The organism is Microbacterium sp. LMC-P-041 (assembly GCF_030209555.1).
Lineage (GTDB): Bacteria > Actinomycetota > Actinomycetes > Actinomycetales > Microbacteriaceae > Microbacterium.
On sequence record NZ_JARVRV010000005.1, the window covers coordinates 289476 to 311897 of the forward strand.

At 68.3% G+C, this 22422-nt stretch carries 25 protein-coding genes and 1 tRNA gene; 11 read left to right on the forward strand and 15 right to left on the reverse strand.

All coding sequences use genetic code 11. The features are described 5' to 3' along the window. Window positions 1–21: 21 nt before the first annotated feature. From QRN21_RS11555 to QRN21_RS11580, 6 genes are all read right to left on the reverse strand, one after another. A complete protein-coding gene (locus QRN21_RS11555; protein WP_187250561.1) occupies window positions 22–714 on the reverse strand; it encodes a response regulator in 693 nt (230 codons plus the stop codon). Next, entirely contained in the window at window positions 711–1976 is a 1266-nt protein-coding gene (locus tag QRN21_RS11560) for a sensor histidine kinase (protein WP_285364160.1), read from the reverse strand. The genes QRN21_RS11555 and QRN21_RS11560 overlap by 4 nt, the downstream gene beginning before the upstream one ends. A gap of 40 nt (window positions 1977–2016) precedes the next feature. Further along, window positions 2017–2826 carry an ABC transporter permease gene (locus tag QRN21_RS11565; protein WP_285364161.1) on the reverse strand — a complete coding sequence of 270 codons (810 nt, stop codon included), beginning with the start codon at window positions 2824–2826 and terminating at the stop codon, window positions 2017–2019. Continuing rightward, complete coding sequence (locus tag QRN21_RS11570) at window positions 2823–3734, reverse strand: ABC transporter ATP-binding protein (protein ID WP_285364163.1); 912 nt, start codon at window positions 3732–3734, stop codon at window positions 2823–2825. The genes QRN21_RS11565 and QRN21_RS11570 overlap by 4 nt, the downstream gene beginning before the upstream one ends. A gap of 103 nt (window positions 3735–3837) precedes the next feature. Beyond that, window positions 3838–4221, reverse strand: a complete 384-nt coding sequence (locus QRN21_RS11575) for an MmcQ/YjbR family DNA-binding protein (RefSeq protein WP_285364164.1) — start codon at window positions 4219–4221, stop codon at window positions 3838–3840. A 4-nt stretch (window positions 4222–4225) separates the two neighbouring features. Beyond that, a complete protein-coding gene (locus tag QRN21_RS11580; RefSeq protein WP_056279898.1) occupies window positions 4226–4879 on the reverse strand; it encodes an SOS response-associated peptidase family protein in 654 nt (217 codons plus the stop codon). Window positions 4880–4954: 75 nt separating this feature from the next. Here QRN21_RS11580 and QRN21_RS11585 point away from each other — a divergent pair, with 75 nt between their 5' ends. Beyond that, window positions 4955–5896 (forward strand): DMT family transporter, encoded by a 942-nt coding sequence (locus QRN21_RS11585; protein WP_285364166.1) that lies wholly within the window; start codon window positions 4955–4957, stop codon window positions 5894–5896. A 5-nt stretch (window positions 5897–5901) separates the two neighbouring features. Here QRN21_RS11585 and QRN21_RS11590 read toward each other — a convergent pair whose 3' ends face one another. Together QRN21_RS11590 and msrB are read right to left on the reverse strand one after the other, a co-directional pair. Then, window positions 5902–6450, reverse strand: coding sequence for a nitroreductase family protein (locus tag QRN21_RS11590; RefSeq protein WP_053097263.1), 549 nt, complete (start codon window positions 6448–6450; stop codon window positions 5902–5904). Further along, window positions 6447–6851, reverse strand: coding sequence for a peptide-methionine (R)-S-oxide reductase MsrB (gene msrB / locus QRN21_RS11595; protein WP_285364169.1), 405 nt, complete (start codon window positions 6849–6851; stop codon window positions 6447–6449). Before msrB ends, QRN21_RS11590 begins: the two co-directional genes overlap by 4 nt. 69 nt (window positions 6852–6920) lie before the next feature. On the opposite strand from msrB, the gene QRN21_RS11600 reads away from it, so the two are divergent. The 4 genes from QRN21_RS11600 to groL all read left to right on the forward strand — a co-directional run bounded on the left by QRN21_RS11600 (window position 6921) and on the right by groL (window position 10570). Continuing rightward, entirely contained in the window at window positions 6921–7913 is a 993-nt protein-coding gene (locus QRN21_RS11600; protein WP_053097259.1) for a DUF2332 domain-containing protein, read from the forward strand. Window positions 7914–7922: 9 nt separating this feature from the next. Beyond that, window positions 7923–8180 (forward strand): DUF3263 domain-containing protein, encoded by a 258-nt coding sequence (locus tag QRN21_RS11605; protein ID WP_053097256.1) that lies wholly within the window; start codon window positions 7923–7925, stop codon window positions 8178–8180. Between the two features lie 69 nt (window positions 8181–8249). Beyond that, window positions 8250–8828, forward strand: coding sequence for a LytR C-terminal domain-containing protein (locus QRN21_RS11610; RefSeq protein ID WP_230100374.1), 579 nt, complete (start codon window positions 8250–8252; stop codon window positions 8826–8828). A 122-nt stretch (window positions 8829–8950) separates the two neighbouring features. Then, on the forward strand, window positions 8951–10570 hold the full coding sequence (gene groL, locus QRN21_RS11615; RefSeq protein WP_053097253.1) for a chaperonin GroEL: 1620 nt from the start codon (window positions 8951–8953) through the stop codon (window positions 10568–10570). 75 nt (window positions 10571–10645) lie between these two features. Here the strand turns inward: groL and QRN21_RS11620 are convergent, their stop codons facing one another. From QRN21_RS11620 to QRN21_RS11645, 6 genes are all read right to left on the reverse strand, one after another. Further along, a complete protein-coding gene (locus QRN21_RS11620; RefSeq protein ID WP_056279906.1) occupies window positions 10646–10933 on the reverse strand; it encodes a WXG100 family type VII secretion target in 288 nt (95 codons plus the stop codon). 125 nt (window positions 10934–11058) lie between these two features. After that, entirely contained in the window at window positions 11059–12756 is a 1698-nt protein-coding gene (locus QRN21_RS11625; protein ID WP_072591604.1) for a sensor histidine kinase, read from the reverse strand. 56 nt (window positions 12757–12812) lie between these two features. Further along, entirely contained in the window at window positions 12813–13499 is a 687-nt protein-coding gene (locus QRN21_RS11630) for a response regulator transcription factor (RefSeq protein ID WP_053097249.1), read from the reverse strand. Window positions 13500–13600: 101 nt separating this feature from the next. After that, window positions 13601–15241, reverse strand: a complete 1641-nt coding sequence (locus tag QRN21_RS11635) for a DNA repair helicase XPB (RefSeq protein ID WP_285364171.1) — start codon at window positions 15239–15241, stop codon at window positions 13601–13603. Between the two features lie 11 nt (window positions 15242–15252). Further along, window positions 15253–16962 (reverse strand): helicase-associated domain-containing protein, encoded by a 1710-nt coding sequence (locus QRN21_RS11640; RefSeq protein WP_285364173.1) that lies wholly within the window; start codon window positions 16960–16962, stop codon window positions 15253–15255. A gap of 10 nt (window positions 16963–16972) precedes the next feature. Beyond that, window positions 16973–17248 (reverse strand): hypothetical protein, encoded by a 276-nt coding sequence (locus QRN21_RS11645; protein ID WP_053097244.1) that lies wholly within the window; start codon window positions 17246–17248, stop codon window positions 16973–16975. Between the two features lie 139 nt (window positions 17249–17387). On the opposite strand from QRN21_RS11645, the gene QRN21_RS11650 reads away from it, so the two are divergent. Both QRN21_RS11650 and QRN21_RS11655 read left to right on the forward strand, forming a co-directional pair. Next, window positions 17388–17768, forward strand: a complete 381-nt coding sequence (locus QRN21_RS11650) for a cold-shock protein (protein ID WP_053097241.1) — start codon at window positions 17388–17390, stop codon at window positions 17766–17768. Then, window positions 17752–18411 (forward strand): DUF3027 domain-containing protein, encoded by a 660-nt coding sequence (locus QRN21_RS11655; RefSeq protein ID WP_285364174.1) that lies wholly within the window; start codon window positions 17752–17754, stop codon window positions 18409–18411. The genes QRN21_RS11650 and QRN21_RS11655 overlap by 17 nt, the downstream gene beginning before the upstream one ends. A 69-nt stretch (window positions 18412–18480) precedes the next feature. On the opposite strand, the gene serC is transcribed toward QRN21_RS11655, so the two are convergent. Next, a complete protein-coding gene (serC, locus tag QRN21_RS11660; protein WP_187250553.1) occupies window positions 18481–19593 on the reverse strand; it encodes a phosphoserine transaminase in 1113 nt (370 codons plus the stop codon). A 99-nt stretch (window positions 19594–19692) separates the two neighbouring features. Here serC and QRN21_RS11665 point away from each other — a divergent pair, with 99 nt between their 5' ends. From QRN21_RS11665 to QRN21_RS11680, 4 genes are all read left to right on the forward strand, one after another. Further along, a complete protein-coding gene (locus QRN21_RS11665; protein ID WP_053097237.1) occupies window positions 19693–20394 on the forward strand; it encodes an iron-dependent transcriptional repressor DtxR in 702 nt (233 codons plus the stop codon). A gap of 364 nt (window positions 20395–20758) precedes the next feature. Further along, entirely contained in the window at window positions 20759–21478 is a 720-nt protein-coding gene (locus tag QRN21_RS11670) for a M23 family metallopeptidase (protein WP_053099199.1), read from the forward strand. Between the two features lie 329 nt (window positions 21479–21807). Next, a complete protein-coding gene (locus tag QRN21_RS11675) occupies window positions 21808–22305 on the forward strand; it encodes an HNH endonuclease (protein WP_053099198.1) in 498 nt (165 codons plus the stop codon). Between the two features lie 41 nt (window positions 22306–22346). Beyond that, window positions 22347–22420 (forward strand) — tRNA-Arg (locus QRN21_RS11680). Window positions 22421–22422 lie beyond the last annotated feature (2 nt).

A 22422-nucleotide genomic window follows, 5' to 3' on the forward strand; every position in this document is an offset into this window, starting at 1 on the left:
GCGGCCTGTCCTCCGCCCTTGCTAAGAGCCCGAGGACAGGCCGCCGTCGACCAGACCCATCCTGTGAGCCAGGATGACCAGGTGGATGCGGTCGCGGGATCCCAGCTTCGACAGGATCCTGCCGACATGCGTCTTCACGGTGGATTCGCTGACGAACAGCGCCTGAGCGATCTCCGCGTTCGTGAGGCCGCGCGCGATCTCGACGAAGACGTCGCGCTCGCGGTCGGTGAGGTCTGCCGTCAGGTCCTCGGTCACAGTGGCGGACGCTGCAGGTGTCGCGCCGAGCGTCGGGGTCACATGCTCCAGCAGCATCCGCGTGACCCGCGGTGAGAGGGCCGCGTCACCGCGGTGGATGGCTCGGATCGCCGAGATCATCTCGTGCCTCTGCGCGTCCTTCAGGAGGAATCCGCTCGCGCCGGCGCGGATCGCGCCGAAGGCGTACTCGTCGAGATCGAACGTCGTGAGCACCAGAACACGGGTGTCCGGATTCTCGCGGACGATGGCCTCGGTCGCCGCGATCCCGTCGAGCCCCGGCATCCGGATGTCCATCAGCACGAGGTCGGGACGGAGTCCGGACGCCTGGACGATCGCGTCATGCCCGTCCGCGGCCTCGCCGACCACGACCATGTCGGCCTCGGCGTCGAGCACCATCCGGAAGCCGACGCGGATGAGAGCCTGGTCGTCGACGAGGAGAAGCCTGATCGGCTCGGTCATGGTGCATCCTTCGGTTCGAGGTCAGCAGGATCGGCGGGCGACACAGGCAGCTCGGCGCGCAGCATCCACCGACCGCGTTCGACGGGTTCAGAGGTGATCGTGCCGCCCGAATGCGCGGCACGTTCCACGAGCCCGCGCAGGCCGAACCCGGTCGTGCCGACAGGGCCGGAGACGCCGTCGTTGACGATCTCGACGATCACCGAATCCGAGGCGTAGATCAGTCTGACCTCGATCGACGTCGCCATCGGCGCGTGCCTCATGGCGTTCGTGACGCCTTCCTGCACGATGCGGCCGAGCGAATGCGACAGAGCGGTGGAGATCGAGGCGGTTCCTGTGACGGAGAGCGTCACCGGAAAACCGGCGCGCTGCGCCACTGCGACCGTCTCCTGCGGTGGCGTCGGCTCGAGAGGTGCCAGGGGGAGTGGCGATTCATCGGCGCGGAGGACTCCGAGCATCGCGCGCATCTCGGTGAGCGCGCTGCGAGCCGTCTCGGCGGCGGAGGACGCCGCCGTTCGCGCCTGCACGGGATCCGGTGTCGCGGCTGCGCCTTCGGACAGGGCGACGATCACCGTGAGCGAGTGCGAGACGATGTCGTGCATCTCGCGGGCGATGCGGGCGCGTTCGCCTGCTGCGGCCAGCTGGGCCTGCTGATCGCGTTCCACGAGCAGCTGGTGGGAGCGGTCGATCAGCGCAGCCAGGTAGCGTTTGCGTCCTCCGACATTCACACCGATCAAAGTGCCGATGAGTCCGAGGACCAGCGACATCACGACGGCGTTCGCGGCGATCTGCAGAGTGATGACGCCGGTGAGGGTGAGCGCACCGGCGAGCGCTGCGAGCGACGCGATCGCGATGCCGAAGCCGGTCCACGCCGCCCGCGACGAGCGGTACACGGCGAGCGAGTAGCAGCTGACCAGCAGGACAGGAGCGCCGATCGGCTGAAGCGCGAAGAGGAACAGGGCTTCGAGTGCGAAAGATGCCACGAACGGCACCAGCGGGTGTCTGCGCCGCCAGAGCAGAGTCACGCAGGTGCCGACCACCGCGGCGGGGACCAGGATCGCCACGCCGATGGCGAGAGGCATCGGAAGATCGCGGGTGATCGCACCAGCGGGAACGAGGGAGAGGAGCAGGCACAGGATCGTGATGACGACGTCGGCGACCACCGGATGCCGCGCCCAGAAACGGCGCAGGACGCCCGGGGGACGCGGCAGCCGCAGCCCCTCGTCCTCGCGGACTGAGGTGCTGCGGCTGATCGGGGTGGTCACCGGCCGACTCTACGCGGATCGGTCATCGGTCGGCTCTCGGTCACGCGTCGCGGGTGCGGAGCACGCCCCACGCGGCGAGCATGCCCGCAGCCACCCAGCCGGCCAGCGTGAGATACGCGACCGGGCCCTCGAGGGCGGCTCCCTCGGGAAGGATCGCACTCTGAGCGGCGGCGACCGGCAGGTAGTTCGCGGTCTCGAGGAGCCACGTCCACGCGTCGCCGGCGATCGTGAAGAAACTCGAGACGATCGGCAGGACGAACAGCAGGCCGACGGTCGCGGCGATGGCTCCGGCGCCCGAGCGCAGGATGAAGCCGAATGCGACGCCGATGAGAGCGAAGACGGACATGGCAAGCGACGACACGACGATCGGAAGGAGCGATGCCGCCGGATCGGACCAGTCGATGCTCTGATCGCGCGACGCGACGACCGCGGAGACGGCGACAGCTGCGGCTGAGAAGATCACCAGAGACGACACGAACAGGAAGACCGCGATCACGACGGCCTTGGCGGCGAGCACGGAGCCGCGCTTCGGGTTGGCTGCCAGCGTCGAGCGGATCATTCCGGTCGAGTACTCACCCGTCACGGAGATCGCACCGAGGATGCCCGCGAGCAGCATCGTGAACTGGATCGGCATGACCACGGCCTGAATGGGGTCGAAGCCCGGCAGGTCGATCGCCTGAGCGATGAGCACCGCGATGCCGACGGTGAGCACTGCGGCGATGCCGATGGACCACCAGGTGGAGCGAAGCGTGGAGAGCTTGATCCACTCGCCGCGGATCGCGCGGACGAACGTGAGGCGGTGTCCGGTGTCGACGTGCTGGCGCGTGCGGGCAGGAGCCTGGACGGTCATGAGATCTCCTTCGTGCGGTACTCGACCGAGTCGCCGGTGAGCGCCAGATAGGCGTCTTCGAGCGACCCGGTGGTCGGGGTGAGCTCGTGCAGGGGGATGCCGTGGCGAGCGGCGAGGTCGCCGATGCGGGAGGCCGGCAGGCCGACGATGTCGAGAAGGTCGGGAGCCAAGCTCACGATCTCGACCGACGGACCGCCGACCGCTGTGGCCAGATCCGCTGCGCGGGGCGTGCGGACGCGCACGGTGTTCGTCGTCCAGGCGCGGACGAGTTCTTCGAGCGGAGCGTCGGCGAGCACTCTGCCCCGGCCCATCACGATCACGTGATCGGCGGTCTGCGCCATCTCGCTCATCAGGTGGCTGGACAACAGGACCGTGCGCCCCTCGGACGCCGCATGGCGCACGAACTGTCGCACCCATCGCACCCCCTCGGGGTCGAGGCCGTTGACAGGCTCATCGAGGATCAGCGTGTGCGGATCCCCGAGCAGGGCCGAGGCGATTCCGAGCCGCTGCCCCATGCCGAGTGAGAACTTCCCGGCGCGCTTGCGGGCGACGGGCGCGATGCCCGCCAGGTCGATGACCTCGTCGACGCGCGACGCGGGGATGCCGTGGGTCGCCGCCATCGCACGCAGATGATTGCGAGCGGTGCGGCCGGTGTGCACCGCCTTCGCGTCGAGAAGCACCCCCACCTCGGTGAGCGGGGCGCGAAGCTTCCGGTACTCCCGGCCGGCGACGGTCGCGATGCCGGACGTCGGCCGGTCGAGGCCGACGATCATGCGCATCGTGGTGGATTTTCCCGCGCCGTTCGGACCGAGGAACCCGGTGACCGTGCCCGGCTTGACCGTGAACGACACGTCCTGGACGGCTGTCTTGTCTCCGAATCTCTTCGTGAGGCCTTCTGCTGTGATCATGTCTACGACGCTATCGACGGCGCCGCAGCCCGCGCGTCCTCCCTGGGTACCGTTCCCCGGAGGCAGCGGGTCATCCTCACGGTGGATGGCCGGTGCGGAATCGTCAGGACGAGGGGCGCCCGAACAGGTCGGGATCCACGGGCCGCTGGGCGCGTGGGAGCTTCTCGACCACCAGACGGTACGACTCCGTGACCAGCTCGGACACGAGTTCCTCGTCGAGTGACGGCCCCGGCATGAGGGTGATCCAGTGCTTCTTGTTCATGTGGTACCCCGGGACGATGTCGGCGAAGGTCTCGCGCAATGCGACCGAGTCGTCGGGATGCGACTTGAGCGTGACCCTCCCGGTCTGGTCGAGAGGGATCAGCAGGAACACGCGTCCGCGCACCTTGTACACGTCCCACTCGGGACCGAACGGGTTCTCCCGCGCCGCGCCCGGCAGCTCCTCTGCACGCTCCGCCGCGGTGGCGACGAGATCCGTCGAATCCATGAGCTCAGAACAGCCGATCCGCGCCCTTGTCGCTCGCGCGCGGCGCGGCGTGCACGCGCTCGTCGAGCGTCGCAGCGGCGAGCAGCGCCTCGTCGATGATGTCCTTCGTGGGCTCGGCGGTGAGCCACTCCTCACTCAGGGACGCGGGGATCAGCAGCGGCATCCGGTCGTGCACGTCCGCGAGGTGCGGAGGAGCCGGGCGCATCACGATCGAGTAGCAGGTGAAGGACTCGCCGTCGGCGGTGCGACCTCTCTGGGTGACCGCCGCCATCCCGAAGAGGGCCCCCTCGTCGACGAGGAACTCGTGCCACACGCGCTCGGGCTTCTTCATCTCGTACCAGCTGGTCGCAGGGACGAGCGCGCGACTCTTCAATCCGCCGGGGCGCTCCTGCAGCCGCTCGGAGCGGGTGTTGATCGACGGGAACTTCGACGGCTCCCCGTTGATGAGGAATCCCCACCACGCCGGCTCGAGCGTCGGAGCGGTGTCGGGCTGGACGACGATCGGATTGAGATTGCGGAGGTTCTTGCCGGTGGGGCGAACGGTCTCGCGGGCATTCTGCTCAGCCCACTCCCGGAGACCGTCGAGCACGGCCTCGTCGGCCGCTGCGAGGAGTTCGGTGTCGGTGAACCGGGGGTCAAGTCCGTAGCTCGCGCACATGCCGTCAGGGTACGCCCGGCCACGGACATCGTGCACGCTGCGGGAGGAGGATCCTCGCTCGGCTAGGGTCGACGGGTGACTCAGGTTCGTCGTCTCTCCCCGCCCCTCGCGCTCGGCGGAGCAGTCGCGATCGGCGTCATGACGGCTGTCCAGGCCCGGATCAACGGGGTGCTGGGCGTCGAGATCGACAACGGCATCGCGGCCGGTCTCATCTCGTTCTCTGTGGGACTCGCAGCCCTGGCGATCGTGATCGTCTGCCTTCCCTCGGCTCGTCGAGGCGTCGGACGACTGCGCAGCGGCATCCGCGATCGGACCATCCCGTTCTGGATGCTGCTCGGCGGCGCCTGCGGCGCACTCACCGTATCGACCCAGGGGATCACCGCCGGCGTGCTCGGCGTCTCGCTGTTCACGGTCGGCGTGGTGGCGGGACAGACGCTGCACGGCCTCGTCCTCGACAGGATCGGGTTCGGCCCGGCGGGAGTCGTCGCGATCACGCCGGGACGCGTGGCGGGCGGCGCGTTCGCGCTCGCCGCAGTGGGCATCTCCCTGAGCGGGGACGTGCTGGCCACCGCACCGCTCTGGATGCTGCTGCTGCCGTTCGCCGCGGGTGTCGGCATCGCCTGGCAGGCAGCGACCAACGGCAGGCTGGCTCAGCGCGTGAGGTCGCCCCTCGCGGCCACCTTCATGAGCTTCATCGCCGGCACCGTCGCGCTGCTGGCCGCCGCGGGCATCAGCATCGCCGTGCGAGGGGTGCCCGATGCGCTGCCGACCGAGCCGTGGCTGTACCTCGGAGGATTCCTCGGCGCGGCGTACATCCTGCTCGGCGCCTTCATCGTCGCGCATACCGGCGTGTTGCTGATGGGCCTCGGCTCGGTGCTCGGTCAGCTCGCCACGTCGGTGATCATCGACCTCATCTGGCCCGCGGCCGCGGGGCCGGCGCTCTGGCAGATCGTCGGCATGGTGATCGTCGCCGTGGCATCCGTGGTCGTCGCACTCCCGCGGCGCCGACGCAGCTGAGCGCCCTACTTCTTCTTCGGCTGCGGCATCCGCGTCACGAGTGCCCGGGCGTCGACCGGCTTGCGGCGTCCCGGCTTCTTGCCCTGCGGCTTGCCGCCGACATACAGCCAGCCGAGCAGCTCTTCGTTCTTGCCGATGCCGTGAGCCTTCGCGATGGCCTTCGAGCGCGTGTACCGACCGGTGCGCCACAGCACACCCCAGCCGGCCTCGTCGAGCAGCAGGCTGAGCATGTGGGCGACGCCTGACGCGACCGCCTCCTGCTCCCACCGGGGAACCTTGTCGCTCTTGCGATAGCTGGCGACCACGGCGATCAGCAGCGGAGCGCGAAGAGGCTTGGTCGACGGGGACTTGTCACCCTCCGCCTTCGCGATCGCCGCGCCGAGCACCTCGCGGTCGGACCCGCGGAGCTCGATGAGACGCCACGGGCGCAGCGACGAATGATCGGCCACACGACCCGCTGCGGCGACGAGCGTCAGCAGCTCATCGCGCGACGGCGCGTCGTCGGTGACCTTCGACCAGGACTGCCGTGCGCGGACCGCCTCGAGGGCGTTCACGACTCTTCGGGTGTGAAGTTCAGGGCGATCGAGTTCATGCAGTAGCGGTCGCCGGTGGGCGTGCCGAATCCGTCGGGGAAGACGTGACCCAGGTGAGAGCCGCAGCTCGCGCAGCGCACCTCGGTGCGCACCATGCCGAGCGTCGTGTCCTCGATGAGCTGCACCGCGTCAGGGCGGATCGACTCGTAGAAGCTCGGCCAGCCGCATCCGGAGTCGAACTTCGTGCCGCTCTTGAACAGCTCGGCACCGCAGGCGCCGCAGGTGTAGAGGCCCGCTCGGCCCTCGTCGAGAAGCTCGCCCGTCCAGGCGCGCTCGGTGGCGGCTTCGCGCAGCACGGCGTACTGCTCCTCGCCGAGCTCCTCGCGCCACTCTTCTTCGGTCTTGTCCACGCTGTACGACATCGGTCCTCCTGGGGGTCTGATCCATTCTCTCGCGTTCAGAGGCGCTCGGCGCCACGAGACAATGGATCCATGACGGATGCCGTGCAGCAGCGCTACGCGCGTTTCGCCGAGCAGGAGGCGCCGGGGCGCAGCGACCTGTATGTCGAGTGGGCCGACGGTGTCGCCGCCGACTCCGAGGTCCAGGGCGTGCTCGCGCGGATTCCGGAGAACAGACGGCAGCCCCCGCTCGTGTTCGCGGTGACACGGATGCTGGGCGCCGGCCTCGTCGGCTACGGCGCCTGGCGGTCATTCGTGATCGCGCGCGCCGATGAGATCGTGGCCGAGTGCAGCGGCCGGCGCCTGCAGACGAACGAACCTCTGCGTCTCGCGCCACTTCTGCCCGCGCTGTCGGAGATCGACGGCCCGATCGCGCTGCTCGAGGTCGGAGCCTCCGCAGGACTGTGCCTCTATCCGGACAGGTACTCGTATCGCTTCGTGGGCGCGGACGGGCGGCTGCGCGCGTCGCTCGACCCCGCGGACGGCCCCTCCACCGTGATCCTCGAGAGCCGTGTCGACGGAGCCCTTCCGCCGATGCGGATGCCCGATGTGGTGTGGCGAGCCGGCATCGACCTCGCGCCGCTCGACGCGCGAGACGAGCGTGACCGGCGCTGGCTGCTGGGTCTGGTGTGGCCGGGGGAGGAGGGGCGTGAGCAACGGGTGTCGGCGGCGCTCGACATCGCGGCATCCGCCCCTCCCCACCTCGTCGCAGGCGACGCGCTCGAGCAGATCGACGAGCTCGCCGCCGAGGCGCCCCGCGACGCCGCCCTCGTCGTCACGACTCCCGGCGTGCTGGTGCACATTCCCCGGGAGGCCCGTGAAGCCCTCGTCGACCGCATCCGGGGGCTCGGCGCGCGCTGGCTGACCATCGACCCTCCCGCGCTCCTCGACGCCTGGGATCCGCCCGTCGTCGCCGCGGAGTGGCCCGGTTTCGTCGTGGCGCTCGACGGGCAGGTGCGCGCAGCCGCCGACCCACTCGGGCGATGGTGGGAGTGGCGTGCCGGAATCGGCGGGGCGGCGACCTAATCTGATCTCATGCTGGGAGAGCTGAGCGAGCGCGATCGTGCGATCCTCGCGCTGGAGACCGCGTGGCCGCGGCACGGCGGCGCGAAGGAGGAGACCATCCGCGCCCAGCTGGGTATGAGCGCCGCGCGCTACTACCAGCTCCTCGGGCGTCTGATCGAGTCGGAGGCCGCCCTCGAGTACGACCCGATGCTGGTGCGTCGGCTGCGGCGCATCCGCGACTCGAGATCATTCCAGAGAGCCGCTCGCACGCCCGGTTTCGTCGGCTGACTCGCGCGTCCGCCACGCGCCGACGGCGCTCGATGCGGATACAGAGGTCGGTGCCGTTAGCATCGAGGGGTGTCAAAGCCCAGCCGAGATCGATTCGACGACGTCCCCCGATCATCCGGACGCGTCGGAGCGCATCGCGCCGAAGCCCCGGGGATGAACGGCTGGGTCGTGCTCCTCTGGTCTTTCGTGGCCGCTCTGGTGCTCATCATCGGCGGCATCTTCGGCTCGCTGGTGGTGATGGGCCGTATCAGCCTCTTCCCGGAGGCCGTCCCCACGGCCAGTCCTGCACCCGTCGAGACCGGAGTCGTCGACGTCACCTACTCGGTGATGATCCTCAACGCATCCCCGGACGAGGGGCTCGACGAGCAGATGCGCGACGTCCTGATCAACAACGGCTGGGCAGCGGACGTCGTGTTCGCGACCGACAGTGCGAGCCAGGACTTCTCGACGACGACGGTCTACTACGTCGCCGACGAGGACGAGCTCGCGGCCATCGGCCTCGCGAACCTCATCGGCGGAGCGCAGGTGGAGCAGAGCGATTTCTACACCGATCTGAACGACACCGGCGCGAAGCAGCTCACGGTGGTCATCGGACTCGATCGCGCGACCACCGCTCCCGAGACTCCCGCAGACACTCCTGCCCCGTAGAGCGCCGCGCGGTCCCTCCCCGCAGCTTGCACTCGATGGGGTCGAGTGCCAGAATGGCGTTAGCACTCTCTCACTCTGAGTGCTAAACCCAACGTCTACGTCCAGGAGGGACGACAAAACTCATGGCAAAGATCATCGCTTTCGATGAGGAGGCCCGCCGCGGCCTCGAGCGCGGCCTCAACATTCTCGCCGACGCCGTCAAGGTGACGCTCGGCCCGCGCGGTCGCAACGTCGTGCTGGAGAAGAAGTGGGGCGCCCCCACGATCACGAACGACGGCGTCTCCATCGCCAAGGAGATCGAGCTCGACGACCCGTACGAGAAGATCGGTGCGGAGCTCGTCAAGGAGGTCGCCAAGAAGACCGACGACGTCGCCGGTGACGGAACCACCACCGCCACGGTGCTCGCCCAGGCTCTGGTCCGCGAGGGTCTGCGCAACGTCGCAGCCGGCGCAGACCCGATCTCGCTGAAGCGCGGCATCGAGAAGGCCGTCGCGGCCATCACCGAGGAGCTCCTCGCCAGCGCGAAGGAGATCGACTCCAAGGAGCAGATCGCTGCGACCGCTTCGATCTCGGCTGCTGACCCCGCCATCGGCGAGCTCATCGCCGAGGCGATCGACAAGGTCGGCAAGGAGGGCGTCGTCACCGTCGAGGAGTCGCAGACCTTCGGCACCGAGCTCGAGCTCACCGAGGGTATGCGGTTCGACAAGGGCTACCTGAACCCGTACTTCGTGACGGACCCGGAGCGCCAGGAGGCTGTCTTCGAAGACGCCTACATCCTCATCGCGAACCAGAAGATCTCGAACATCAAGGACCTTCTGCCCATCGTCGACAAGGTGATCCAGGACGGCAAGGAGCTCGTCATCATCGCCGAGGACGTCGAGGGCGAGGCTCTCGCGACTCTCGTGCTCAACAAGCTCAAGGGCATCTTCAAGTCGGTCGCCGTCAAGGCACCCGGCTTCGGCGACCGCCGCAAGGCGCAGCTGCAGGACATCGCGATCCTCACCGGTGGTCAGGTCATCACCGAAGAGGTCGGCCTGAAGCTCGAGAACGCCACGCTCGACCTGCTGGGTCGCGCTCGCAAGGTCATCGTCACCAAGGACGAGACCACGATCGTCGAGGGTGCCGGAGAGGCAGACCAGATCGAGGGTCGCGTCACGCAGATCCGTCGCGAGATCGAGAACACCGACAGCGACTACGACCGCGAGAAGCTGCAGGAGCGCCTCGCCAAGCTTGCAGGTGGCGTCGCCGTCATCAAGGCGGGCGCGGCAACCGAGGTCGAGCTCAAGGAGCGCAAGCACCGCATCGAGGACGCCGTCCGCAACGCGAAGGCAGCCGTCGAGGAGGGCATCGTCCCCGGTGGTGGCGTCGCGCTGATCCAGTCCGGCACCAAGGCTCTCGACGCTCTCTCGCTCTCGGGCGACGAGGCGACCGGTGCGAACATCGTTCGCGTCGCGATCGAGGCTCCGCTGAAGCAGATCGCCCTGAACGCCGGCCTCGAGCCGGGTGTGGTCGCGAACAAGGTCTCCGAGCTTCCCTCGGGTCAGGGCCTCAACGCGGCTACCGGTGAGTACGTCGACATGTTCGCAGCGGGAATCATCGACCCGGCGAAGGTGACCCGCTCGGCGCTGCAGAACGCAGCATCGATCGCGGCTCTCTTCCTCACCACCGAGGTCGTCGTGGCTGACAAGCCCGAGAAGGCTCCGGCCCCGATGGGTGACCCGTCTGGTGGCATGGACTTCTGATCCATCACTGCTGAACAGAAACGCCCCGACCTCGGTCGGGGCGTTTCTGCGTTCGCGGGCGGTCGAACCCGTGAGTCAGCGGAACAGGCTCGCCGAGTACTGATCGGCATCCGCGTACTGCGTCGCCGCACTGCCCAGCGAGTGCCCGATGGACTCGAGCACCTGCTCGACGTGCAGCTGGGCTCCTCGCCACTCTTCAGCGCATGACTGGAACGCGGCTGAGGCGGTGCCGACCCACGATGCCTGCAGCTGCGTCAGCTGGGACATGAGCGTCGCAGACTCGGTCTGCAGACGCTCCATCGTGGCCAGTGCGGCTCCTTGGGCGGCACCTACTGCTTCGGTGTCGACGGTGATGACGGACATGGGAACTCCTCTCGTTCGGTTCTCCGACGGTAGGGGAGGGGCGACTGCCGGATGCCGATGCGGCGCGATCGCCCGCAGCCGCTGTGGAGAACCTGCGCGGAGGATTCTCCGTGCAGCAGGAGCCGTCAGATGTCGAGCGGCTCGATCGGCTGGGTGTCCTCGAGAAGATGCGCAGGTGTCGCGCGTGAAGGTGCGAGGGGGAGGGTGACGGTGAACGTCGCTCCGCCGCCGGGCGTCTCCGACACCGCGACGCTTCCGTGCAGCGCCTTCACGATGGACGAGACGATCGCGAGACCCAGGCCAGACCCTCCCGTCTCGCGAGCGCGCGAGGTGTCGGCGCGCCAGAAGCGCTCGAAGATCTGCTCGCGGATCTGCGGCGGGATCCCCTCACCGTGATCGACGATCGCGATGCTCCCCGTGCCTCGCACACGATCTGCGTCGACCACGATCTCGATCGGACTCTCCTCCGCCGAGAAGCGTCGCGCATTGCCCAGCAGGTTCGTGACGACCTGGCGGACCTTGTTCTCCTCACCGAGCACGATCGGCGGCGTGCGCACGGGGATGTCCGCCGCTTCGGTGAAGTCGATCGCCGGCACGGCTGCACCGGAGTTCCGGGGGCGACGGCGCAGGCGCGCGAGCGTTCCGCGTGAGAGCCCACGGGGTGCTGGCGTCTCCGGAGCGGAGGGAACGACGGGTGTGGAGCGCGTGGTGACATCGATCAGCGGAGCCTCGACGGTGCGATCGACCACGGTCACTGTGCGCGCCGGAGCCGCCGCGCGCAGGTCGAGAGCGGCGTCCCGCGCGATCGGTCGAAGATCGAGGGCTTCGATCTCGGGCTCCCGCTCCTCGTCGAGGCGCGCAAGAGCGAGGAGGTCCTCGACCAGGACGCCCATGCGGATCGCCTCCTTCTCGATCCGCTCCATCGCGCGTGCGGTGTCTTCCTCGCCCTTGATCGCGCCCATGCGGTAGAGCTCGGCGTATCCACGCACGCTCACCAGGGGAGTGCGCAGCTCGTGGCTGGCATCTCCGATGAAGCGCCGCATGTGCTGCACGGTGCGATCTCGCTGCGCGAGCGACGCGTCGACGCGGTCGAGCATCGTGTTGATCGCGCTGTTCAGGCGGCCGACCTCGGTCGTGGGCTCGAGATCGGTGAGACGCTGGGTGAAATCGCCGGCGGCGATCGACATGGCGGTCGACTCGACCTGCCCGAGTCGACGGAATGTCAGCGTCACCAGACCGCGGGTCAGCAGAGCGGCCAGGAAGATCGTGACGAACGCGACCGTGATGTAGATGCCGAAGTACTGGCTGATGATGCGATCCGCGTACTCGAGAGGCATCGCGACGATCTGGATACGCAGCGATCCGTCGCCCTCTCCGGGCACCCGCGCGACAGCGGCGCGGAAGCTCGACCCTTCGGTCCCCTCCATCGTGAACGGCGTGTCCTCGTTCGCCTGCACGTCGAGAGGCGAATAGGTCGCGGGGAAGAGCGGCTGTCCGTTGGCGGAGTTCCCCGTGGTCGTCTGCAGCACGCCCTCGGCGTCGTAGATCGCGACGAAGAAGTCTCGCGGCGAGTCGGTGGGGGTGTAGACGGTCTCGCCGTCCTCGACCGTCACCTCGAAGTAGCGGCTCGCGAGATCCGCCGACACCAGGGCCGGAAGCTGCGCATCGATGTTGCTGATGAGCGAGTTGCGCAGGATCGGCACGGTGCCGATGCCCGCGGCGAGAAGACCCAGTGCGAGCACTGCGACCGTGACACCCGTCACCTTGGCGCGCAGGCTGATCGACCGCCACCACCGGGTGATCGCGTCAGGCTTGTGCGCCATGCGGACCTCCCTGGAGACGGATGCTGTGCGGCGTCAGCGTGCGGCGGTGTGCCGGACTACTTGCCGACCTTGAGCATGTATCCGAAGCCGCGCTTCGTCTGGATCACCGACTCCTCGGTGTGCGGGTCGATCTTGCGGCGGAGGTACGAGATGTAGCTCTCGACGATGCCGGCATCGCCGTTGAAGTCGTACTCCCACACGTGGTCGAGGATCTGGGCCTTCGACAGCACGCGATTCGGGTTCAGCATCAGATAGCGCAGCAGCTTGAACTCGGTCGGGCTCAGCTCGATCGACTCCTTGCCCACCTGCACGTCGTGGGTGTCCTGATCCATCGACAGCTCGCCAGCCCGGATGATCGACTCCTCGTCGGCCTGCATCGTGCGGCGCAGGATGGCCTGAGCGCGGGCGACGATCTCGTCGAGGCTGAACGGCTTGGTGACATAGTCGTCGCCGCCGGCGTTGAGCCCCTCGATCTTGTCGTCCGTGCCGTCCTTCGCTGTGAGGAACAGGATCGGCGCAGTGAACCCGGCGCCGCGAAGACGCTTGGTCACGCTGAAGCCGTTCATGTCCGGAAGCATCACGTCGAGGATGATGAGGTCCGGCTCCTCCTCGAGCACCGCCGAGATCGTGGCGGCGCCGTTGGCGACGGTCTTCACCTGGAACCCGGCGAAGCTGAGACCCGTCGAGAGCAGGTCGCGGATGTTGGGTTCGTCGTCGACGACCAGGATGCGCGCATCAGTCATGTCCCCATTATGGTGACTTCGGCCATGCGGATGCTGACTATCCTTCGGAGCGGCGCTTTCGCCCTCCGCGTAGCGGCGCTGTTCCGAGGGAGTGAAGACGGTCAGGCCGCGATCGCGTCGGCATCCATGATCGTGTAGCTGTATCCCTGTTCGGCGAGGAACCGCTGCCGATTCTGGGCGTAGTCCTGGTCGATCGTGTCGCGTGCGACGAGCGTGTAGAAGCTCGCCGTGCGGCCCGACTGCTTGGGGCGCAGGAGCCTGCCGAGGCGCTGAGCCTCCTCCTGGCGGGAACCGAACGAACCCGACACCTGAATGGCGACGGACGCCTCGGGGAGGTCGATCGAGAAGTTCGCGACCTTCGACACCACGAGCAGCGAGATCTCGCCCTCGCGGAACGCGCGGTAGAGCTCCTCACGCTCGTCGATGGGCGTCGCGCCGGTGATCTGCGGCGCGTTCAACGACTGCGACAGGGAGTCCAGCTGGTCGAGGTACTGACCGATCACGAGGATCCGCTCGTCCTTGTGCTTCGCGATGAGCTCGCGCACGGCGTCGATCTTCGCCGGGGCGGAGGCGGCGAGGCGGTAGCGCTCGTCGTGGGTCGCGGCGGCGTATTCGAGCCGGTCGTCCGGCGGGAGGTCGACCCGAACTTCGTAGCAGACGGCGGGGGAGATGAAACCCTGCGCCTCGATCTGCTTCCACGGGGCGTCGAACCGCTTGGGCCCGATCAGGCTGAACACGTCTCCCTCGCGTCCGTCCTCGCGGACCAGCGTGGCGGTGAGGCCGATCCGGCGACGCGCCTGGAGGTCGGCGGTCAGCTTGAACACCGGTGCGGGGAGCAGATGGACCTCGTCGTAGACGATGAGGCCCCAGTCGAGAGCATCCAGCAGGGCGAGGTGGGCGTACTCGCCCTTCCTCTTGGCCGTGAGGATCTGGTAGGTCGCGATCGTCACCGGCTTGACCTCTTTGGCCTGCCCCGAGTACTCGCCGATCTCCTCGGGCGTGAGGCTCGTGCGCTTGAGCAGTTCGTCGCGCCACTGCCGAGCCGAGACCGTGTTGGTGACGAGGATGAGGGTCGTGGTCTTCGTCGCGGCCATCGCGCCGGCGCCGACGATCGTCTTGCCGGCGCCGCAGGGGAGGACGACGACGCCCGAGCCGTCCTTCGAGAAGGCGTCGACGGCATCCTGCTGGTAGGGGCGAATCGCCCATCCGTCCTCTGCCAGTTCGATCTCGTGCGGGGTGCCGGGGGTGTAACCGGCGAGGTCTTCTGCAGGCCAGCCGATCTTCAGGAGCTCCTGCTTGATCTGACCGCGCGCCCAGGCATCGACGACGAACGTGTCGGGAGCCGGGTGGCCGATCAGCAGCGGCTGGATGCGCTTGTTGTTCGCCACCTGTGCGAGCACGGCGGGGTCGGTCGAACGCAGGATCAGGGTGCCCTCGTCGTCGCGTTCGATGACGAGGCGCCCATAGCGGTTCACGGTCTCGCGCAGGTCGACGGCCACCGACGGGGGCACGGGGAACCGGGACCAGCGGTCCAGCGTGTCGAGCATGTCCTCGGCGGTGTGCCCGGCGGCGCGGGCGTTCCACAGGCCGAGCCGCGTGATCCGGTAGGTGTGGATGTGCTCCGGCGCGCGTTCGAGCTCCGCGAAGATCGCCAGCTCGTGGCGGGCGCTCTCGGCATCGGCGTGGGCGACTTCGAGCAGCACGGTGCGATCGCTCTGGACGATCAGGGGGCCATCAGACATAGCTGTCCAGTTTACTGTGCGATCACGGTGGCGGCGCGGATGCTCGACACCGGAAGCGTGCGCTCGACGTCTGCCGCCCGGTCGCGCCCGCGCAGCCGGCCTCCGCCCAGCCCGGTCGCCTCGAGGATCAGCTCCCTGGTCGATCCGTCCGGCATGCCCACGCTGACCCGCAGCACGGCCTTCGCGCGCACGGCGGCCTCGAGCTCGCGGTCGAGCCAGGCCGCGTCGGCGTCGGCACCCTGGTGCGAGCGCAGCGCGGCGATGAGGCCCGAGTAGTCCGGCGCCGGGTCGGGCGTCGCCTCGGAGACCGGGTTCCGTTCGCCGGCCACCGCGTGTCCGTCTTCGTCGACGAGCGTCGCCGGGTAGCGGGCATCCGTGAGCGCCCAGTACACGGTGTCGCGCCCGACGCGGGTCGTGAGCGAGGCGACGTGCTTCGTGAGGGCGAGCGGCCGCAGCCCCTGGTCGACGGACATGGCCTCGATCAGATGCTGGTCGCTGCTCTCGATGCGCGTTCGCCCGGTCTCGGCGTCTGTCGACACCCGCACCAGGCCGTGCCGTTGGGCGGTCTGGGTGACGAGATACCGGAGCGGCTGGGGGATGCCGGTGAGCGAGAGCGACTCGAGGAACTCGAGGATCGACTGCTCGGTCTCGCCGGCGACGAGTGCGTGGGCGATCGATTCGGGAGCGAACCGATAGGTGGAGGCCTGAGCGGCGGACTCGCGCGCGGCGATCGTGCGCAGCCGCACGTCCAGACCGGGGGCCAGCGGGCCGGGGGAGATCGCGCTCAGATCGTTCTGGAGGAAGATGCGATCGACCTCGCTCGGGAGGAGTGCCGTGAGGGGAGTGGCGTCGACGCTCGCGCCGCGCCGGATCGCCGCCGCCCATGCGGGCTCACGGCCCTCGTCGGCGATGAGCCCGAGCAGACGAGCGCGCTCCAGCAGAGCCGTGCTCTGCTCTGCCCAGGCAGGGTCCCAGGGGTGAGCGTCGGCCCAGTCGCTCGGGGGGATCCACCCGCCCTCCGTGGTGCGCAGACCGCGGGGGAGAGCGTCGCGGAAGCCTTCGACCAGGGTGCTCCACCGATCGGCCACGGACGATCGCAGCCATTCCTCGGTCTGTGGCGTCGTGCGCAGTCTGCGCGCGTCCGGTGCGACGAGGCGCGAGTCGACGGCGATGGCGATCAGCGCGTCGATCGATTCGGCCACGACGCCCGACTCGCCGAGCTGTCGCTTCTCGCCGGCGCTGACGTTGCCGCCGGCCAGCAGGGTGAAGGGCTTCTCGCGGGCGAGCAGGAGCAGATCGGCCAGGGCCGAGACGGTGGTGAAGGCGCGCTCGGCAGCGTGGGCCGTCTCGGTGTCGGTCGTGGGCTCCGGCACGGTGTCGCTGGGCGCGCTCGGCTCCGCACGATCTGCGACGGCGGTGACCACCGGCGGGAAGGGCGCCCCGTCCGGGCGCAGCAGCGCGAGGCTTTCGAGGGTCTCGCGCTGCGCGGAGTGTTCCGACGCGGGACTCGCTGCGAACGCGAGAAGGGCTGCGGCCTCGTCGCGCGTCAGGGTGGGGAGGACCCGAGCGAGCGACGCGGAATCGAGAAGCGCTTCGGCGGCGTCGAAGAAGTCCTGCCAGTTGACGTCCGGGCGCACGCGCCGTGCCGTGAAGAGGGTGCTGAGCTGCTCGTCGCTCGCCGCGGACAGCCATTCGGCCAGCGGTCGGGCGTGCGTGCTCATGCCGGATACCTCAGGGCCGCGATGCCGCGCGCCCCTTGCGGATGAAGCTCATGGCGAGGAGCACGATGATCATGACGAAGGCGGCGGGGAGCCCCCAGTAGGGGATCGCGGCGATGAACGGCCATGCGCCTGAACCGAAGTCCTCCTGCTGCATGCCGACCGCTGTGCCGATGATGATCGCGAAGAAGCAGATGATGGACGCCGCAGCGAGTCCGAGTGCCGTGAACGCCAGAATGCGATCGATGCGGCGAACGGGAACCTCAGGTTCGGGACTCTTGGTGCTCATCCGTCTCAGCCTAGTCGTTGCGGGGTGGCACGGTTCCGCATCGTGACCTACGGATTCCGTGCCCGGCGACCGGTAGGCTGGGGGTGGCCGCACACGTGCGTCCCATCCAGCTCCACACCGACTCAGCGAGGTTTCTTCCATGCCCACCGGCAAGGTCAGGTTCTACGACGAAGACAAGGGTTTCGGCTTCATCGCCGCCGATGACGGCCAGGACGTCTTCCTGCACGCCTCCGCTCTGCCGGCCGGCGCCGCTGTGAAGGCGGGTGCACGCGTGGAGTTCGGTGTCGCCGACGGCAAGCGCGGCCTGCAGGCGCTGTCCGTCCGGGTGCTCGAAGCGCCGCCGAGCCTCGCGAAGGCGAAGCGCAAGCCCGCGGACGACATGGCGATCATCGTCGAGGATCTCGTGAAGCTCCTCGACGGAATGGGCGGCGACCTGCGTCGCGGCCGCTACCCCTCGTCTGCACAAGGCCGCAAGATCGCGGCAGTTCTGCGCAAGGTAGCCGATGACCTCGAAGCCTGAGGCGGACCAGCGTCTGATCGACGCTCACGATCTCGCGCTCGCCGCCCTGCACGAGATCACTCCGGCGTCGACCGTCGGACCCGCAGCCGACTATCTCCCCGAGGAGGACGGCTCGGTCTCGCTGCGCTTCGAGAACCGACTCCCCGGATACCCCGGCTGGTTCTGGACCGTCACGGTCGCTCGCGTCGATGACGAGGAGCCGACGGTGCTCGAACTCGAGCTGCTGCCGGGCGACGGCGCCCTGCTCGCACCCGAATGGGTGCCGTGGGCCGAACGCCTCGCCGAGTACCGCGCCCACCAGGTGGAGCTCGCGGAGCAGGCGGCCGCGGCCGCCGCGGACGACGAGGATGCCGCATCTGTCGAGGACGACGACTCCGATGACGATCTCGACGGCGATGACCTCGACGACGATGACGACGATGAACTCGACGACGACGATGATCTCGATGAGGACGAACTGGCCGCGGAGCCGCGAGAGCTGCACGCCGGCGACCTCGACGGAGTCGACATCGACGAGCTCGACGACTCCGCCGCCGCGGATGACGATGAGGACGACGTCTCCGACGAGGATGACGACTCCGACGACGAGGATGACGACTCCGACGACTCCGACGACGACGAGGACTCCGACGACGAGGAATGATCGTCCACGGGACGAATGAGAAAAGGGGCCGCGTTCGCACGCGGCCCCTTTCGTCTTCGTCGGTGGGTGTCAGGCGCCCTGCTGCCCGAGGACGTAGTCGAGAGAGCGGGTGAGCTGTCGGATGTCGTCCGGTTCGATCGAGACGAAGGTCGCGACGCGCAGCTGGTTGCGACCGAGCTTGCGGTACGGCTCGGTGTCGACGATGCCGTTGGCGCGCAGGGTCTTGGCGACCGCCGCCGCATCGATGCTGTCGTCGAAGTCGATGGTCACGACGACCGGTGACCGGTGCGCCGCGTCCGTGACGAACGGGGTCGCCACCGTGGACGCCGCCGCCCAGTCGTAGAGGATGCCGGACGACTCCGCCGTGCGGGCGCCGGCCCAGGCGAGGCCGCCGTTCGACAGGATCCAGCTGAGCTGGCTGTCGAGCAGGTGCAGCGTCGTCAGTGCGGGAGTGTTCAGCGTCTGGTTGAGTCGCGAGTTGTCGACGGCGTTCTTCAAGCTGAGGAACTCCGGGATGTACCGACCCGAAGCGGCGATGCGCTCGATGCGGTCGACGGCGGCGGGCGACACCGCGGCGAACCACAGGCCCCCGTCGGAGCCGAGGTTCTTCTGCGGCGCGAAGTAGTAGACGTCCGCCTGAGAGGCGTCGAAGTCGATGCCACCGGCCGCGCTGGTCGCGTCGATGACGGTCAGAGCGCCGTCGGCGACCACGCGCTCGATCGGTGCCGAGACGCCGGTCGACGTCTCGTTGTGCGGCCAGGCGTAGACGTCGATGCCGTCGACGACCTCTGCAGCGGTGCGCGAGCCCGGCTCGGACTTGCGCACATCCGGCGCCTCGAGCCACGGTGCGGCAGCGGCGGCGGCGAACTTGCCGCCGAACTCCCCGAACACCAGATTCTGGCTGCGGCGCTCGATCAGGCCGAAGGCGGCGGCGTCCCAGAACGCCGTCGAGCCGCCGTTGCCGACGATGATCTCGTATCCCTCGGGAAGGCGGAAGAGTGCTGCGAGCTGCTCGCGGACGCTGCCCACCAGGTTCTTGACGGGTGCCTGTCGGTGCGAGGTGCCGAGCAACGTCGGACCTGCGGCGAGCAGCGCATCGAGCTGCTCGGTGCGCACCTTCGAGGGACCGCAGCCGAAGCGGCCGTCAGCGGGCAGGAGGTCACGGGGAATCTCGATCGCCATGCGTTGATTCTACGGCGTGGGCCCCCGGTGCCTTCGCCGCATGACGCCCTGATGTCCGCGCGGGAATGTAGGCTTGCCTAAGAAGACCCGGAGGGCCACATGACGGACTTGATCGACACCACGGAGATGTACCTCCGCACCATCCTCGAACTCGAGGAGGAGAACATCGTGCCGCTGCGTGCGCGTATCTCCGAGCGGCTCGGCCACTCGGGTCCGACGGTCTCGCAGACGGTCGGGCGCATGGAGCGCGACGGCCTCGTCGTCGTCTCCGAAGACCGCACCCTCGAACTCACCGACGCCGGCCGCCGCAAGGCGGTCAACGTCATGCGCAAGCACCGCCTCGCCGAGCGCCTTCTCTCCGACGTGATCGGCCTCGACTGGGCGTTCGTCCACGAAGAGGCGTGCCGCTGGGAGCACGTGATGAGCGAGCAGGTCGAGCGTCGTCTCGTCGAGTTGCTCGGCCACCCCACGGAGTCCCCGTACGGCAACCCGATCCCGGGCCTCGACCAGCTCGGCGACGCGCCTGCGCGCACGTTCGACGAGGGCGTCATCGGGCTCGTGCAGAAGCTGAACGCCGCCGGCGCTCCGATCGATGGCACCGTCCGCCGTCTCGCCGAGCCCGCTCAGGTCGACCCGGAGCTGCTCGAGCAGCTGCGAGACGCAGGCGTGGTTCCCGGTGCGAAGGGCGACTATCGCTTCAACGAGGGCTACGTGCTCATCCAGATGGAGGGCAAGGAAGACGGTCTGGAGCTCCCCGTCGAACTCGCCTCGCACATCTTCCTGGTCGGCGAGCCCGCCTGATCTTCGAGGCCGAAGGGCCCGACATCCGCGTGATTCCGCCTCTCCGAGGATTGCCAGGTTCGCAGGGTGACAGGATCGTTATCTTCCGGTAACCTCGGACGAGTCGTCGAAGAAGCCCGCTGACGACACCCGAGAGGATTCGCCTTCCAGGCTCGTCGACCTCCCGGTCAGACCGCACAACGTACCCGAGCTACATACGTGCCACGAGAGCAGAGTGCCGACGAGCCAGCGCTTCCCGAGCGTGCAGGCGCAGGAGGACTAAGTTTTGGCCAAAGACATCGAATCGCCCGAGAAGACAACTGAAGATCGAGCAGTCGCCCGCAGCTCTCGCAGCCGCGTCGACGCTCGCAAGGTCGTTAAGCCCTTGCGTTCGATCGCCATCTTCGGGGCCGTCGGTGCTCTCGTCGCTGCTGTCGCTCTTCCCGCCTACGCCGCATCGAAGCCGGCAGAGACCGCGGCGACCGTCCAGCAGCTCGCTGCTGTCGACGCCCAGTCTCTGGTCGTCGCGTCCGACGCGACCGCCGCTCCGCTGAGTCGCGGTACCTTCAGCGCCACGACTCCGGACGAGATCGAGAAGAAGAAGGCCGAAGAGGCCGCAAAGGCCCGCGCGGCCGCTGCTGCAGCCTCCGTCGCCTCTGCGTCGAACACCAGCTTCGACATCGGTCGCTACGCGCTGGTGTCGCCCGGTTCCGGCGAGGTCCGGTACCCGCTTCCTCAGGGTTCCTACAACGTCAGCCGCACCGTCGGCGGCGCTCACCAGGGCGCCGACATGCTCGCCCCGGCCGGCACCCCGATCTACGCTGCGGCTGCGGGCGTCGTCCGTGCCTCTGCCGAGAGCATCGGCGGATACGGCGTCGCCGTCATGCTCGACAGCGTCGTGGGCGGTCAGCGCGTGCAGACGACCTATGGTCACATGATCTACGGTTCACGTCAGGTCCAGGCGGGGCAGACCGTCGCCGCCGGACAGCTCATCGGCTTCGTCGGCAGCACCGGACGCTCGACAGCCAACCACCTGCACTTCGAGGTCTGGGTCAACGGCGGCCTCATGGAGCCGATCGCCTGGCTCGGCGCCAACGCGGGCTGATCGCTCGCACCTTCATCTTTCCCTCGCGGACACGCCTTCGTGCGTTCACCCGCAGTTTGACCCTCCTGTGCTGCTGATGGGTTAGCCTGAACCCGTTGTCGCATAGTCGGGAGAAGCTGATGGAGCGAATACCGAACATCCGAACCATGGATGCCCTCGGTCGTCACGTCCTTCTGCATCGTCCGCAGGGACGCCACGGTCTTGCCGTGCGCATGAGGCGCTGTCTGTAGACAGCGCCTTTTTTCATCCCCGCGAACGCTTCCGTCCTGTGCGGCTTCGTGTGAGTCGAGAGTGCCGGGAAGCCGTCCCGGCGGATCGAGAGGATGACGATGCGCACACTTGTACTGAACGCAGGATACGAACCGCTCGCGATCGTGTCGTTCAAGAGAGCCCTGGTCCTGGTCATGAACGACAAGGCGACGGTCATCGAACGTGTCGAGGACGACCCCGTCTGGGGCAGTCACGGCGTCTACGACCGTCCTGCCGTCATCGTCCTCTCGCGGTATGTGCGCATTCCGATCAGCAGACGCGTCCCGGTCACACGGCGGGGCGTCCTCCGCCGTGACAACCACCGCTGCGGGTACTGCGGCAAGGCCGCCTCGACCATCGACCACGTGATGCCGCGTTCGCGCGGAGGGGCTGATTCGTGGGAGAACCTCGTCGCGTGCTGCCTGCGCTGCAACAACACCAAGAGCGACCGCACGCCGCAGGAGATGCGCTGGGAACTGAGGTTCGCACCTCGTCCTCCGCACGGGACGGCGTGGACGGTCCGCGGCACGGAGCGGAGCGACCCGCGATGGGAGCCGTACCTGGCACTCGCCGCGTGAACGGAAGGCGGGGGCGGGGCTTCCTCTAGGATGGAATCCTCGCCCCCGTAGCTCAGCAGGATAGAGCAGCCCTCTCCTAAAGGGCAGGTCGCTGGTTCGAATCCAGTCGAGGGCACA

Bases quoted from the DNA above. Each gene is read 5' to 3' on its own strand.
- groL (WP_053097253.1), top strand. From the start codon at position 8,951: ATGGCAAAGATCATCGCTTTCGATGAGGAGGCCCGCCGCGGCCTCGAG.
- QRN21_RS11645 (WP_053097244.1), bottom strand. From the start codon at position 17,248: ATGAGCACCAAGAGTCCCGAACCTGAGGTTCCCGTTCGCCGCATCGAT.
- QRN21_RS11555 (WP_187250561.1), bottom strand. From the start codon at position 714: ATGACCGAGCCGATCAGGCTTCTCCTCGTCGACGACCAGGCTCTCATC.
- QRN21_RS11655 (WP_285364174.1), top strand. From the start codon at position 17,752: ATGACCTCGAAGCCTGAGGCGGACCAGCGTCTGATCGACGCTCACGAT.
- QRN21_RS11640 (WP_285364173.1), bottom strand. From the start codon at position 16,962: ATGAGCACGCACGCCCGACCGCTGGCCGAATGGCTGTCCGCGGCGAGC.
- QRN21_RS11650 (WP_053097241.1), top strand. From the start codon at position 17,388: ATGCCCACCGGCAAGGTCAGGTTCTACGACGAAGACAAGGGTTTCGGC.
- QRN21_RS11665 (WP_053097237.1), top strand. From the start codon at position 19,693: ATGACGGACTTGATCGACACCACGGAGATGTACCTCCGCACCATCCTC.
- QRN21_RS11625 (WP_072591604.1), bottom strand. From the start codon at position 12,756: ATGGCGCACAAGCCTGACGCGATCACCCGGTGGTGGCGGTCGATCAGC.
- QRN21_RS11575 (WP_285364164.1), bottom strand. From the start codon at position 4,221: ATGGATTCGACGGATCTCGTCGCCACCGCGGCGGAGCGTGCAGAGGAG.
- QRN21_RS11635 (WP_285364171.1), bottom strand. From the start codon at position 15,241: ATGTCTGATGGCCCCCTGATCGTCCAGAGCGATCGCACCGTGCTGCTC.
- QRN21_RS11675 (WP_053099198.1), top strand. From the start codon at position 21,808: ATGCGCACACTTGTACTGAACGCAGGATACGAACCGCTCGCGATCGTG.
- QRN21_RS11565 (WP_285364161.1), bottom strand. From the start codon at position 2,826: ATGACCGTCCAGGCTCCTGCCCGCACGCGCCAGCACGTCGACACCGGA.
- QRN21_RS11630 (WP_053097249.1), bottom strand. From the start codon at position 13,499: ATGACTGATGCGCGCATCCTGGTCGTCGACGACGAACCCAACATCCGC.
- QRN21_RS11600 (WP_053097259.1), top strand. From the start codon at position 6,921: ATGACGGATGCCGTGCAGCAGCGCTACGCGCGTTTCGCCGAGCAGGAG.
- msrB (WP_285364169.1), bottom strand. From the start codon at position 6,851: ATGTCGTACAGCGTGGACAAGACCGAAGAAGAGTGGCGCGAGGAGCTC.
- serC (WP_187250553.1), bottom strand. From the start codon at position 19,593: ATGGCGATCGAGATTCCCCGTGACCTCCTGCCCGCTGACGGCCGCTTC.
- QRN21_RS11570 (WP_285364163.1), bottom strand. From the start codon at position 3,734: ATGATCACAGCAGAAGGCCTCACGAAGAGATTCGGAGACAAGACAGCC.
- QRN21_RS11605 (WP_053097256.1), top strand. From the start codon at position 7,923: ATGCTGGGAGAGCTGAGCGAGCGCGATCGTGCGATCCTCGCGCTGGAG.
- QRN21_RS11580 (WP_056279898.1), bottom strand. From the start codon at position 4,879: ATGTGCGCGAGCTACGGACTTGACCCCCGGTTCACCGACACCGAACTC.
- QRN21_RS11620 (WP_056279906.1), bottom strand. From the start codon at position 10,933: ATGTCCGTCATCACCGTCGACACCGAAGCAGTAGGTGCCGCCCAAGGA.